At 63.3% G+C, this 13,893-nt stretch carries 12 protein-coding genes and 1 tRNA gene; 4 read left to right on the top strand and 9 right to left on the bottom strand.

Annotation, left to right across the window (positions count from 1 at the left end; genetic code table 11):
* The first annotated feature begins 204 nt into the window (after positions 1 to 204).
* From mnmA to ACK41X_RS10915, 4 genes are all read left to right on the top strand, one after another.
* Positions 205 to 1,389: a tRNA 2-thiouridine(34) synthase MnmA gene (gene mnmA, locus ACK41X_RS10930; protein ID WP_409722627.1), complete on the top strand. Its 1,185-nt coding sequence runs from the start codon at positions 205 to 207 to the stop codon at positions 1,387 to 1,389.
* Between the two features lie 17 nt (positions 1,390 to 1,406).
* A complete protein-coding gene (locus tag ACK41X_RS10925) occupies positions 1,407 to 2,045 on the top strand; it encodes a class I SAM-dependent methyltransferase (protein ID WP_409722624.1) in 639 nt (212 codons plus the stop codon).
* Between the two features lie 96 nt (positions 2,046 to 2,141).
* Positions 2,142 to 2,486 carry a hypothetical protein gene (locus ACK41X_RS10920; RefSeq protein ID WP_409722621.1) on the top strand — a complete coding sequence of 115 codons (345 nt, stop codon included), beginning with the start codon at positions 2,142 to 2,144 and terminating at the stop codon, positions 2,484 to 2,486.
* Between the two features lie 122 nt (positions 2,487 to 2,608).
* A tRNA-Met gene (locus ACK41X_RS10915) sits at positions 2,609 to 2,685 on the top strand.
* Here the strand turns inward: ACK41X_RS10915 and ACK41X_RS10910 are convergent.
* The 9 genes from ACK41X_RS10910 to ACK41X_RS10870 all read right to left on the bottom strand — a co-directional run.
* Positions 2,664 to 4,262, bottom strand: coding sequence for a recombinase family protein (locus ACK41X_RS10910; protein ID WP_409722618.1), 1,599 nt, complete (start codon positions 4,260 to 4,262; stop codon positions 2,664 to 2,666). The genes ACK41X_RS10915 and ACK41X_RS10910 overlap by 22 nt on opposite strands.
* Before the next feature lie 372 nt (positions 4,263 to 4,634).
* Positions 4,635 to 6,530, bottom strand: a complete 1,896-nt coding sequence (locus ACK41X_RS10905) for a prohead protease/major capsid protein fusion protein (RefSeq protein WP_409722615.1) — start codon at positions 6,528 to 6,530, stop codon at positions 4,635 to 4,637.
* A 100-nt stretch (positions 6,531 to 6,630) separates the two neighbouring features.
* Positions 6,631 to 7,152, bottom strand: coding sequence for a hypothetical protein (locus ACK41X_RS10900; protein WP_409722612.1), 522 nt, complete (start codon positions 7,150 to 7,152; stop codon positions 6,631 to 6,633).
* Positions 7,153 to 7,579: 427 nt separating this feature from the next.
* Positions 7,580 to 8,437: a hypothetical protein gene (locus tag ACK41X_RS10895; protein WP_409722609.1), complete on the bottom strand. Its 858-nt coding sequence runs from the start codon at positions 8,435 to 8,437 to the stop codon at positions 7,580 to 7,582.
* Positions 8,438 to 8,467: 30 nt separating this feature from the next.
* Positions 8,468 to 8,830 (bottom strand): hypothetical protein, encoded by a 363-nt coding sequence (locus ACK41X_RS10890; protein WP_409722607.1) that lies wholly within the window; start codon positions 8,828 to 8,830, stop codon positions 8,468 to 8,470.
* 155 nt (positions 8,831 to 8,985) lie between these two features.
* Positions 8,986 to 11,022: a phage tail tape measure protein gene (locus ACK41X_RS10885; RefSeq protein WP_409722604.1), complete on the bottom strand. Its 2,037-nt coding sequence runs from the start codon at positions 11,020 to 11,022 to the stop codon at positions 8,986 to 8,988.
* Positions 11,023 to 11,227: 205 nt separating this feature from the next.
* Positions 11,228 to 11,539, bottom strand: coding sequence for a hypothetical protein (locus ACK41X_RS10880; RefSeq protein WP_409722601.1), 312 nt, complete (start codon positions 11,537 to 11,539; stop codon positions 11,228 to 11,230).
* Positions 11,540 to 11,823: 284 nt separating this feature from the next.
* Positions 11,824 to 13,431, bottom strand: a complete 1,608-nt coding sequence (locus tag ACK41X_RS10875; protein ID WP_409722598.1) for a primase-helicase family protein — start codon at positions 13,429 to 13,431, stop codon at positions 11,824 to 11,826.
* 102 nt (positions 13,432 to 13,533) lie between these two features.
* On the bottom strand, positions 13,534 to 13,893 hold a 360-nt coding region (locus ACK41X_RS10870), incomplete at its 5' end, for a hypothetical protein (protein ID WP_409722595.1).

Genomic DNA, 13,893 nt, shown 5'->3' with positions numbered 1-13,893 from the left:
GGAAAATGCAGCAAAATCAACGCTGTCGGCGATGAGATGGAGGTCGTGACCGGCAAGCCCGGCCATCGCCCGGCAGGAAATTCCTACCGGGCCTTCCTATATGTCCTGCGATTGCCTCGGCCTGCGCTCCGCCTGTACAAGCGGGCGGGGAGATGGCGACGGTATTCGGTCATCCAAGGGAGTGCGGCCAAGGCCGCAGTCTGCATGCTCAATTCGCTCGGTCTAGCCAGCCGTCCGCAGGACACCCGCGTCGTGGTTGCGATGTCGGGCGGGGTGGACTCGTCCGTCACCGCGGCGCTGCTCGCGGCCGAGGGCTACGACGTCGTCGGCGTGACGCTGCAGCTCTACGACCACGGCGAGGCGACGCATCGCAAGGGCGCCTGCTGCGCCGGCCGCGACATTCACGACGCGCGCAGCGTCGCCGCCACCCTTGGCATCCCGCATTACGTGCTCGACTACGAGCACCGCTTCAAGGAGGCAGTGATCGACCGCTTCGCCGAAAGCTATGTCGCGGGCGAGACGCCGGTGCCATGCATCGCCTGCAACCAGTCGATCAAGTTCCGCGACCTGCTCGATACCGCCAAGGATCTCGGCGCTCAGGTCATGGCCACCGGCCACTACATCGCATCGCGCGCTTTGCCGGACGGCCGCCGCGCGCTGTACCGCGCCCGCGAGGAGGAGCGCGACCAGAGCTATTTCCTGTTTGCGACCACCCGCGAGCAGCTCGATGTGCTGCGATTTCCGCTCGGCGATCTGACCAAGGCGCAGACCAGAGAGGCCGCGCGGACGTTCGGGCTATCGGTCGCCGACAAGGACGACAGCCAGGACATCTGCTTCGTGCCGCAGGGCCGCTATACCGACATCATCGAGAAGCTGAAGCCGCATGCGGCGGACGCCGGCGACATCGTTGATCTCGACGGCCGCGTGCTCGGCCGCCACAACGGCATCATCCATTACACCATCGGCCAGCGGAAGGGCCTCGGCGTCGCCGCGGGCTATCCGCTCTACGTGGTGCGGCTCGATCCCGCGACCTGCCGCGTGGTTGTCGGCCCGCGCGAGGCGTTGCGCACGCGGCGGATCGCACTGCGCGATATCAACTGGATCGGCGATGGCAGCCTGGACGCCGCGCTCGATACCGGCCGCCGCGAGGTCTTCGTCAAGGTGCGCTCGACGCGGCCGCCGCAGCCGGCCTGGCTGATGCGCAGCGGCGTCGATGTCGCGGTCGAGTTGATCGATGGCGAGGACGGCGTCGCTCCCGGTCAGGCCTGCGTATTCTACGATGCGCCGGAAGGCCAGGCGCGGGTGCTGGGCGGCGGCTTTATCAAGAGCACGCTGCCTGTCATGGCGGCTGATCGCAACAACAGCGAGCTTGCGGTAACGCGGGCCTGACGATCCGGGTGGGGAACTTGGGCGAGCTCGACACAGCAACGATCACGCGGGCCTATGCGCGCTGGGCGCCGGTCTACGATTTCGTATTCGGCGCGGTGTTCGAGAAGGGCCGCAAGGCCTCCATCGAAGCCGCCGAGCGGATCGGCGGGCGCGTTCTCGAAGTCGGCGTCGGCACCGGCATTTCGCTGCCCGACTACAAGCGCACCACCAAACTCGTCGGCATCGACATTTCCGAACCGATGCTGCGCAAGGCGCTGGGCCGCAAGCGCGACCTGAAGCTCGACAATGTCGAGGCGCTGTCGGTGATGGATGTCGGCCATCTCGGCTTTCCCGATGCAAGCTTCGACGTGGTGGTGGCGCAATATGTGATTACTGCCGTGCCCGACCCCGACGCCGCGCTCGACGAATTCGCCCGCGTGCTGAAGCCGGGCGGGGAGATCATCCTGGTCAATCACATCAGCGCCGAGGGCGGGCTGCGGCGCAGCTTCGAACTGCAATTCGCCCCGATCGCGCGGCGGCTCGGCTGGCGTCCGGAATTCGAATGGGCGCGCCTGCAGGCCTGGATCGACCGCAATCCGAACATGCGGGTGATCGAGCGGCGCCCGATGCCGCCGCTCGGGCATTTCTCGATGATGCGGTTCGGCAAGGCGGCGTAACACCATTGCGCAAAGAACGCGCGTCGCAAGACCGCGTAACCGCCGGCGGAACCCTCGCGGTGTCCGCGCGCTTGTTATCCCGAAAGGGACCAAACCATGCCTCATCGCATTGCCCTTGCCGCCGCAGCATTCGCCTGCTGTCTGCTGGGCAGCACGGCAGTCATTGCGCAAACCGTCGAGCCAGCGGTGCCAAAGACTCCGCAGGCGCCGAAGCTGGACCCGCGGGCCTGCGCCGATCTGAAGAGCGGCGGCACGGCGGGAAGCGACGTACTGGCGCGGCGCGGTGAGTTGACCGAGCAACTCGCGCAAAGCGATGGCGTGATCTGTCCGCCGCCGGGTCTCGATCCGCATATCCGGGCGCCCGCGCCGTCGACGCGAAGCGACATGCCGGTGATCCCGCCTCCCGATGTCCCCGAACGCGCCGGCCCGGAGGGGAAATAGCCGGTTGGGCCGAAAAGGCGGGTCCGGAGGCGTTTTTCGGCGTAGCTTGCTTGACAGGTTTTCCGCGCGAACCTTATATCCGCCACGCTTCAGGGCGCCCCGGAAGGGTCGGCCTGACTGACGGCGGGGTAGCTCAGTTGGTTAGAGCAGCGGAATCATAATCCGCGTGTCGGGGGTTCAAATCCCTCCCCCGCTACCATTCATCCCCCACTGACCAGACCGCACCGCAAAAGCGTCCCGCAGTGTGGTCAGTTCCGTGAGCGAACCGCGAATTTCCACCTCAAACCCGCGCTCGCCGGTCTTGGCGTGGACGATCACCCGCTCGATCAGCCGGCGCGCGATCTCGATCAGTTTGTCGCAGGCGCCGTCCGCGCCGCTAGCGATCAGGGCGGAAAGCCGATCGAGATCGGCCCGATAGGTGGCGAGCGATGCGGGGTGCAGCGTCACCACAGGCGCGCTGGCCTCGATCTCGGCGAGTTGGGACGCTACCTCGCGCTTTTCAGCCTCCAGCGCTTTGATTGTCGGGGCCAAACTCACAGGATCTGCGCCAGCCTTCACGATCGCGTCGATCGCGCGTTGCAGTTCCCGTTTGATCTCCCCGGCGCGTCGCTCCAATTTCGGTTTGCTGTTGGCTAGCGTCTTGGCAAGGCGCTCCCGTTCGGCGTTGTAGGTCCGCACGAAATGGTCAAAAAATTTCGGCTCGATCAGATGACTGCGCAGACCATCCAAAACGGCGGCCTCGATATCATCCCGATACACCATACGCTTGTTGTCGCATGTGCCGCTTTCGCGGAACGCCGAGCATTGCAACCGCACACCTTTACGATCGTTGCCGGTCGATGTCATGCCGGCGCCGCAGGCGCCGCATTTTAGTAGGCCCGACAACAATCGGGGCGGCTTGCGCGAGGCGTTGCGGTGCTGACCGCCACGCTCACTTTTGATTGCCTGCGCCTTATCCCACGTCTCTTGATCGACAATGCGCAAGTGCGGTGCGTCGCAGCTTTGCCACTGATCGACCGGATTCGGCCGCGAGACGCGCTTGCCGGACGCCGGGTCTTTCACCATGCGTACCTTGTTCCAGACGATACGGCCAGCATATATCTCATTAAGGATCATGCCGCTACCGCGGGTCGCGTTGCCGTTGATGGTCGAGGCGTTCCAGCGCTTGCCGCGCGGCGGCAGCACATTGCGACGATTAAGATCGCCTGCGATGGCGCGAGGCCGATCGCCGGCGACGTAGCGCGCGAAAATCTCTTTCACGATCGCAGCCTCGGCCGGTTCGACCGTCAGCATTCCGGGTTCGCCGGGCACCGCGCGATAGCCATAGGCGCGTCCGCCGGCGTGCCGGCCTTCGCGGACAACACCGGCTAGGCCGCGTCGCACATGCAGGGCGAGGTTTTCGAGATACATCTCGCCCATGAGGGCGCGGAGCGATCCGTCGAGCCGCCCGACGACACCGGAGGCGGCGTGAAGTGTGATCCCGAGGAAATCGAGCCGCTTGCGGGCGGCATGGTAATCACCTTGATCGCGCGCGACGCGATCAATATCCTCAACAATTATTGCATCGAAGTCGCGGCGCTCGGCAGCGCGCATCATCGCAAGGAAGCCGGCGCGATTGACTGTGGATGCGCCCGAAGCGGCGCGATCTTCAAAGGTGGCGACAATGGCGAAGCCTTCGCGGGCCGCGATGTCGCGGCAAAATGCAATCTGATCGTCAATCGAGCGCTCTGACTGTAAGTCAGTGGAAAATCTGGCATATATTGCAGCGCGCTTCATGACTTTGTCTTGTCCACCTCAGAGGGATTCGCGAGTGACACGGCGCGGGTATGATCCTCGCGAGCGCGCCGAATGGCAAGCGCCTCGACAAACTCAAACAGCGCGGCCTCGGCGTCGGCTGACCGGGCCGAGGGCGGCATTTGCGCGCGCGCCGGCCGCGACAAGGGGATGATGTCCCCCCGTGTCAACGGTGGGTTTTGAGCGCGCTTCATTGGTGACTTTCCGCAAGAAAACTGGGGCGGCCTTGCCTTCCTTGACCCGACGAAATGCGCGCGCCGGATTACACCGGCGCGCAGGCGGGACGGGGAGAAAGGCTTTCCGTTGTTCGATGGGCCGCGGGCACCGTCAGGAATTCGTCCCGCCTTCGAAAAATCAGGCGCCGGGGTTCAGGTACGTCCCGCGCCAATCGGCGATGCCGCAGCCGAAGTCCAGCACGGCGCGGAATTCCACGCCGAGCGTGCTCCAGCCTTCGCGCGTGTCCAGAATCGGACCGGTCTGGCCGCTCAGATAGCCGTACACGATCGTGGCGATCTCGCCGGGATCGGCGAACAGGCGCCATGCGTTGCCGGTGAAACGGGGCTCGACATGAAGCGTCAGCTTGTTCGAGAAGGGATTGGCCTTCGCAACCTCGGCCGCCGCGATCGAGGCCAACACCTGCTCAGCTTCGGTTTCTTTGGCAGGGCCAACCACGAGGTGACGCGGCGTCACGCCGATCGGCGTGTTGCCGTCAAGGCCCTTCATTTCGCGAAGCGCCTGCCGCGCGGCGCCGAGGCTTGCGATGTCGATCGCAGCGCCAGCCGCCGCCTTGTTCTTGCGGCCGGTGGTGTAGATCGGCTGGCCATCGTCCAGATTCACGCCGTTCCCGGTGTTGGCGATAAACAGATCGACCAGCAGCCCGGCTTCGGTTTCGGCGGCAGCGCGCCCCCATGCCATGCTGGCGTCGGCAAAGGCGCCGAGATCGTCATTGATGACGGCCTGCCGCGACATGCCGAAGATTCGCGCGAAGGTTTTGACCTTGAAGCCTTCCTTTGCCTCAGCGCGCGTGCCGTGCTCGATTTCGCCCGTTTCCCCCACCTCAAGAAGGCGCGGCGCTTCGCTCAGTTTGAGCATTGCGATAGCGCGGAAATCCGCGGCATCGCGCCGGCGAGCCAGCGCTTTCAGCGGAGACTCGGCGGCCTTGTACGCGGCCATCAGCGCGCGTTGGCCGGCGCCAGTGAGCAGCATCGGAAAATCGGACGTGGTATGCGGCGCGGCGAAGCCGCGAGACAGGATTTGCGACGCCAGCCGTTCGCGATTTGCCCACGACACGCGCTCGCCGTTCGCCTGCAGCAGCATCGCGCCCATTTCCAGCATGGAACGGCCGGCGAGGTCGCGCGCAGCGCCCTCAGGGTTCGTGCCGCTCATGCGGGCGTAGATCGCATCCTCGATCGAGCGCGCCAAAAATTCCGGATTGGCAAAGGTGTTGCCGCCGCCCTCAGTGGGAGAAACCCCCGGCGTCGCGCCGCGCACTGAATGTGCCGCAAGATGGTCAAACAGCGCGGCGCGGAATTGTTCGACCGTGACGCCGCGATCGATATGATCGCGTGCAAACGAGCCGGGGAGGCCGGCGAGCGCCGTCATATCGAAAATCTGACGCGCCGCCCGATCGGACAAGGATCGGCGGCGCGAGCGGTCGGACTCCTCCGCAGTCCGCGTGGCGGGCTCGGTGGCCTCCACCTCCACCGCTTCCACATCGTCAAGAAGTTCGTTTTCATTAGGCATCAGCTTTCCTTTCATTGAACGGATATAGGCTTGAGAATCCGCGGGAACGGCAACGAGGCTCAATTCGGCCGGCTCCCAATCGGTGTGGGTGACGACAGGAAGGCCATTCGCCCCTTCCGTTTCGTCGCTGCGAAAAACCTGATAGCCAACGCTCACATTCCGAATGATACCGGATGCGAGGTCGGCCCTGATCTGTTTCATGCGATCGTCGGTGCGGTCGGATAGCCGCACATCCACGATCAGTTTCCCACTCTGAATCCGAGCATCCGTAACCACACCGATCTGATCGGCGATTGACGCTGAGCGATGGCTATCCAGCAACGGTGCGCGGCCCGAACGAAATCTGCCGAGACGCACCGAACCGGGATTGAGCGAAAGAATCTCGGAAACTTGTCCACCAAACATCCGACGGACGACCGGCAGATCGGTGGCGGCAACCGCCGTGAATGTGCCGGTTTCGGCGTCGTAGGAACGCAACTCCGCGCGGCGAGTTTGAGTTTCAGGCATGGCTTTTCCCTTCCGGTCTTGCGACCGAACACGAAGGCGCCTCCCGCAACTTTTGGTCACGGAAGGCGCACGGTCTTTGGTTTTAGGATATTTTCAGCAGTCAGGCGGCGAACGGAATGCCCGCGTGGTCTGCCCGCTCGATAACCTCACGGATCACAGCGCTGATATTCACGGCAAACACACGCACCGGCTCGCCGGATACCCCCTGTTCGCGCTCGATCTGCGTCATGACATCACTGAGTGAGCCACCGACATACCAAGCCGTCTTGAAGCCGAAAGATCGGCTCGATAGGAACACGCGCCCGACGACAATACCGGCCCACAAATCGCCGCCGGCCATTCGTTGCTTGAAGGCGCGCTCGATATACTCCCGGGCTGCCAGCGCAAGCCGCATTGCGGAGTCCGCTGGCAATCCACGATCCTGCCCCACGCTCGCGCGAATCGCCTCCCCAACAGCCACGACCAAAATATCAATCTCAGAAAACGCTGCATCGGAGCGCCGTGCGGAACCACTCCGGCGAGGCGAGTGCGGGACGGGAATCTGCTGACGCCGAACCATTGTCTTGAACCGCTCATCGTCAATCGCCGCAAGCGCGCAGCAATCCTGCCGTGAATAGCGCATTGGCTTACCCTCTTTTTGGGGTCAGTCACCCACCTTGATGATGAAATAAAAAAAGCGCGCAGTGATGCGCGCTTGCGAAAAAAATCGGACTTGCGAGTCGGCGGCTAATTAGAGTTTTCACCAGCGCCGCGTCTCTCGCGTCGCCGGGCCGTTTCGTCCCCCGTTCCCTTTTGGGATGCTTCGGATATGCGTCAAGAGGCACGCGCAAGTCAAGCGCACCTCATCAAGCCTTATTTTATGCGGTTTTCGCGCGTCGCGTTTCCTTTGCCTTGTCGCGCGCGTGGCGAATCCGCAGCATTCGGATTTCAGCGGCAGCGCCGCGTCTTTCGCGCCGCCGGGCCGCTTTCGTCCCCCGTTCCCTTTTGGGATGCTTCGGATATGTGTCAAGAGGCACGCGCAAGTCAAGCGCACCCGTTCAAGCCTTGTTTTATGCGGTTTTCGCGCGGCGCGTTTCCTTTGCCTTGTCGCGCGCGCGGCGAATCCGCAGCATTTCGGCATCGGACTTCAGCGGCGGCAACGCCGCCTTGCGGCGCGGCGCGAGCGGCAGGATTGCGCCCGGCGCGGCATGGTCGCCGGCGGGCCACACCGTTGCCGGCGCCACATCAACGCCAGCGCGCCACGGCTCGGCCGCAACGCTTGGCAAAAGCGCGTCATGCTCGGCGAGCCGCACGGCATCGCGGATCATCAACAGCGCGTCATGCCACGCCGCATATTCGCCGCGCGCCTCGGCCAATTCACCGACAGACGGATCGAGCCACAAAACCGGGCAATGCAGATCGGTCAGGTGCGGCGGATAGCGATGCGATTTCGGATGCCAAGCCGCGACCGTCAGCGCGCCGCTTTTGCGATCGGTCCCAAACACGATCGGCTTGTCATTAAACTCGCGCCGCATCGGTTGCGGCGACGGCTCGCCGATATCCCATTCAAAGCTTTTCAGCACCGCGCCGCGAATGATCAAGGCCGGCAGATTGAATGGCGCGCTGCCGACCGCCTCGATCGCGGCATCATCGAGCGCAGCGAAATCGCCGCACAAGCGCGCAACGCGCGCGGCGCCGAGGCGATGCGCGCGCGGCAGCTTGCGGACCGCAGCGGCAAGCGCCAGCGCGTCATCATGCGGATCGCCCGGCACCACACCCATGCCGCCACCGTGCGCGCTACCAGCGACGCGCACAACGGCCGCACGGGCCATTAATTCCCATGCCGACGCCTCGACCGGATGCCCCTTCGGCAATTCCACCGTGAACGCCCAGCGCAACAGAACATCGATCGCGATCTTTTTCAGCATCGTTTGCCCTTGGTGATTCGCTGATAGAGTTTAGCACCGTGCCGCTATTAGCCCGTTCACCCGCTCACACCCACTTCCTTCGCCGATCGCCAGCAAGTCGGCGGCGAGCGAGTAGAGCGTGGCGACATCGTTCAGGCCGTCGCTCGGCCTCTCAAACTCGCCGCCGCAACACCAGCGCGCCACTTTCGCCTTGATTACGAGGCCATCCATCGATTGCGCCGGCGTGGCAAGGATGGCTTCGCCAAGGTCGTGAAGGCGATCGCGCATAACCTCGGGGGCTCCGAGGCCAACGCCGACGCATTCTTGGCGATCAAGCTCATCGATCGTCTGTCCTAAGGGCTCAAACTCCGAATACAGGGACAGCAAGCGCGCGTCTGGATGGGTGTCGGCCATTGTCAGAACCTCCCGCAAAGCGTTTAGAGATGGCGGTGGCACGGTCGCTCGATCCGCGCCGCCGCGCAATGACGGGACTCGCTAGTTGTCAGCCGCGAATCGCGCGTCGCGGCCGAAATTAGCCGGATCGACTAGCGGATTACGCTAGTCGAGCCTCACGGCGCGGCGCCGGTTTCCGGCATGGTGCGGCCGGTTGACCCGGATGTTCCGGTCGCCGGCGCGCCGTTATTCAAGCGCACATTGTTGATCGCATTCGATATCATCGTCTGAATGCGCGTCATGAAATCCGGCGAGGGCTCGACCTTGACATTGACGCCGATATTCGCGTTGCCCTCAAGCTGCGCGGTGATGTTCGCAGCGCCAAGCGCCGACTGCACCGCATCGATCGTCAGCGGCTTCAAATCCGCCTTGAGCGATCCGGCCTTGAGTGGCGCGAAATCCTGCGTTGCCTTCGCCAACCCGGCGCGCTGCATGGCCGCAGCCATCGCGGTCGGATCGGCGGCAACGCGATTGATCGGGCCGCCGGCAACCTGATCGGTCAGATCGCGATAAAGCCCGTACATCGGCAGGGCGCTTGCGGCGGCGCCGACGCCCGCGCCGGCGGTGCCGGCGGCAACCGCGGCGCTATAGCCCGCGGTGCCGGCAACGCCAAGGCCGAGCCCCTTGGCGAGCAGCGCCGCGCCGCCGGCCAGCTTGCCCAATACGTAAGCCAGCGGGCCAAGCGCGGCAGCGGCGGCGGCGGCATAGGTGGCGATCCGCAACGCATCCGGCGACGCCTCGCCGAGCGCGTTGATCGCATTCGTTGCGCTGCGCAGCGCATCGGTGACGCCATCGATCACGCCGGATTTTGCCAGCGCGAGGACAAAACCCTCGGACGCCGACAAGAAACGCATGTGCGCGCCATACAAGCCTTGATCCATGATCGCCGCGCCGCGGCCCGATGCGCCCGGTGCCTCGCGCTGCAACGTCTCGACATTTTTCATGAAATCCGGCGTCAGCAATGTCGCGATGCGCGCGCCCTGCCGTTGATCGAAAATGCGCGCCAGTTGCCCGGCGCTCGCCTGTTTATCGATCAGCGATTGCACAAAGCGCTGCACGTCAAGGCGCGAGGTATTCGACAAGAGATAGGCGCCGACCGCATCGGCGATCGCCGCGCGGTTTTCCGGCGTGTCGATATCCGAGCCTTTAATCAGCGCCTCGGTCAGCGCTGGGATCATTTCGCCGCGCGCGCCGTTATATTTCGGATCGCTGACAATCTTATCGATCTGCTCGCGATAATTGCTCGCCGCAATGCCGGCCTGCTCAAGCGAGCGGATCATGGCGGCGGCGTCGATCGGCTTTTGCTCGGCGAAATGCGAAAACTCAAGGCCAAGCTCGGCCATTGCCGCGCGCGCCTTATTGGTCGGCGCGACCATGCGTACAAGCATCGATCGCATCGCGACACCGGCCTCATCGCCGCGCAGGCCGTTATTGGCCATGGTCGCGATCGCGCCCGCCAATTCCTCCATTTGCACGCCGGCGATCTTTGCCATGGGCGCGGCGTATTTGAAGCCGGCCGCGAGATCGCCGACTGCGGCTTTCGAGATATTCGCGGCGCTGGCGATCACGTCAGCGACATAGCGCGCCGAGTTTTGCGCGGCCTCCAGATCGTTCATCGCGAGGCGATAGGCGCTGGCGACGGCCGTGATGGTGTCGGCCGCAGTTTTCGGATCGACATCGCCGAATAGCGCGAAATCCAAAGTCGGCCGCGTCATACCGCGCGCCTGATCCAAGGTGCGGCCGGCCTGAATATAGGTCCGCATCATTTCCAGCGCTTGGCTGGCATTGAATTGCGTGGTCTTGCCGAGCGTCTGTGCATCAGCATCGACGATTTTTGCCTGCTCCGAGGTCAGTTGCCCGAGCGCCTGCGCCTTGTTCAATTCCTTTTCATAGGCCAACACGGTATCGTAACCACGCTTGGCGGCGAAGGCGGCGGGCAGCGTGACGCCGACCGACATGCCGCGGCCGACCGCGGTCAGCTTTTTGCCGGCGGTCTCGGCTTGTTGCGAAAAGCGCGCGATCGGCGCGGCTACGCCGGACACCGCTTTCGCGGCGGCCTGAATGCGGCGGATTTTTGCGGCGATCTGATCGAATGTGCGGCCAGTCGCGTCCGTCGCAGACACAACGGCGCGGGCTTCAAGAACACGAGTCATCGTGCTTGGCTCCAAGATTCTGTTTTTTTGGGATGTTATCGGGCGTTGCCGCGCAACCTCGTAAAGGGCGTCAACCCAGTTTTACGGACTCGCCGCTAGCGTTATTTCGGGCCGCCGCGCGGTCGCATGCCCACCGGGGTGGGGAAGGACCCGCTGAATTTTAGCGGCGAAGGATGCGAATTAGCGGCGAAGGATGCGACCAAGCTCATGATTGAGGCGCTTGGGCGTGGGGGTGCGGTAGCCACGCCTCCGGGTTCATCGCGCGCCACTCATCGGGCCAAAGATGCTTGAACACGGCGCGACCGGCATCGGTAGCCGTCCAGATCGGGCAGCCCTGCGCGCTGTACTGGACACATTGCGCCAGCCCGCGCCGGATCAGCGCATAGAGCAGCGGGTCCGCTCGCTCGCTCGCACTGATCGGATAGGGGAACATGATTAGCGCCTTTAATACAGCCCGTTGCCGCTGGCTCATGGACTCGGCGTAGCGCCGCTGTTCCTCAGAGAACAACGCAGTCATTCGCTTTCCTTTTCAGACATTGAAGGGTGTTCCTGCCGTTCCTACGGCAGCGGGAGTGCTAGGAACACAAGAAACCCTTATTTCATCGGCATTGTTCCTAGTGTTCCTAGTGTTCCTAGGAAAAACAGAAGTATAGGAAGATGCGGAAATGCAGGCGCGCAGACCTATTCGCGCGCGCGCGAGGGGAGTCCTAGGAACACTAGGAACACTAGGAACAATGCCCGATTTTATTGATCAAAATGGTGTTCCTAGCATTTCGATGCCGTAGGAACACTAGGAACACCTCAGAGCGGGACGAGATCATCCGCGTCGTCATCTTTCTCGCCGGCTTCACTCTCCCCCGCTGAGGCCGCCGGCCAGTCGCATGGCTGGCCAACGATCATATCGAAAGCCTCCCGGCATTCCGCAAGATCGGGAAAAACGTACAGCCAGACGAGTTGCGACTCTGCACCATCGGTGACGCGACGGCGACGGCGTTGGCGAGTAAGGCCCGGCACCAACTTCGCAAGCTGCGCCCCGAACGTCGCTGGATCGCGCCGGCGGCCGACGCCAACGGTCTCGCACGATCGAACATAGTCGTCGTACAGCGCACCGCACACCACCTCGGCCGACCATGTGTCGGCGCCGCGCGTCTGTGCGCCTGCCGTCAGGCGGTTAAACCACCACGATTCCAGCGGATCGAAGCTGCGCATTTTCTGTTCCAGCAATGCGCGCGTGTATGGAATTTGCCGCAGATTCACTTCACTGAGATCGAAGTTCATTAGGTCGTGAAGCAGCCGCGCGAGGCCGCCGGCGGCCAATTCCTCATCCATTTCGCGAAAGTAATCATGCTTTTGTGCGCAGCGCGGGTTCACATCCAGCACGCAATGCCGCCGCTCGCCCATGCCGGCGGGCACAACCCAGCCTTCATTGGAAGTCATTAGCAGGCGGATGAAATTGCGAACGCGGATGGGGTCTACGCCCTTGGCCTCAATCTGCTGATAGCTTGACGTGATCAGGCCCTTCAACCGGCCGGCCGCCACCGGATCGCCTGCCCAAACGCCCTCATCGGCCTGCAGCAAGAGGCATGACGCCTGATGCGCGTTGAATTGCCCGGTGATGTAGCGCGGATCGTCCACCTGATAGTAATGCGACGGGAAAAGCGACCCGATCACTTCGCCAACTTTAGACTTGCCGGCACCCATAACGCCCCGCAGCACAAGCGCCGTCCCAATACGCTCGCGCGGGCGCTGGATCATGTGAGCAAACCAGCCAAAAACCCATTCATAGAGCGCCACATCGCCGTCGCAGACGTTCATCAGCAGGTGATCGTGGAAAATATGCCACGTCCCGTGCTCGGACGGCTCGACCGCGAAGCCTCGCCACAAATTCAGATAGCCCAGCGTTGCCGGCGCGCCGTCAGGGTTCGGATAGAATTCCACGCCCTGATATTGCCGCCGCTCGCGGTGTTGAAGCCAAGCCTGTGCCCAATTGATGGTGCGGGTTTTCCCATCGGCGGAAACAACCTCGGTCGGCTTGTTGGCATACCACAGTCGGAATGCTTCCGGCGTCAGAATGCGAACACGATCCTCGATCGAGCCGCTGTCCTGCTCCTGAATCACCACCGCCCGCGAACCCATTTTCACGAGCGCATATTCGCGATTGAGCGCCTCGACATCGAAGCCCCACGCGCGCGGACCGGCTTCACTCTCGCCGGCCGGCGCCGCCGCATCCGGCGCGGTGGCCGGGGCTGGCGAGGGGCCGGGCAGCGAGTCGCCGTCGCTCAAATACCAGTCCGCCATCGCCCGATATTGATCGCGCTCGGCCTTAGCCGCGGCCTCGGGACCGGAAAAATGATCACCCTCGCCTAATACACGCCCGGCGATGCGGTGATATTTTTTGGTGTCGTTCATGAGCATTTCTAAAACCGCAAAAACCCGGCCGCCTCTCCGCGCCGGGTTGATTCGTGGTCGGATTGACTTTCGTGTAAGCAACCTAAATGAAACGGCGGCCTCTTACCGGCTTGCGGCGATCGCCGCCCCGATCCAGCGCCCTAATGCCGCGTTTCCGCCTTCCGCAAGAATCTGGTTAATTTCCCGGCGGAACCCGTAGCGGCCAGCCCAAGCCATGGCGGTACCGTTCAACGCATACTGCACGCCGCCGGCCTCAACCACCCACGCGCCCATATCGGAGTTGCCGTAACAGATCAGCCGCACACGATCGGCTTTGAACGGCCAAACCGCGTCGGGGGATTGGCGCTCGAATGCATTCCGCGCCACTAAATAGGCCGCGCCAAGGCGCGGCCGGCGGTGACGTTTTGAAAATAATCGTCGCAATAGGCCCATTTTACCCCCTAGTTTAATCCGAAAGGGCCG

Origin of the sequence: Pseudorhodoplanes sp. (assembly GCF_046289595.1) — a bacterium.
Lineage (GTDB): Bacteria > Pseudomonadota > Alphaproteobacteria > Rhizobiales > Xanthobacteraceae > Pseudorhodoplanes.
This window is presented reverse-complemented; position numbering and strand designations above follow the sequence as displayed.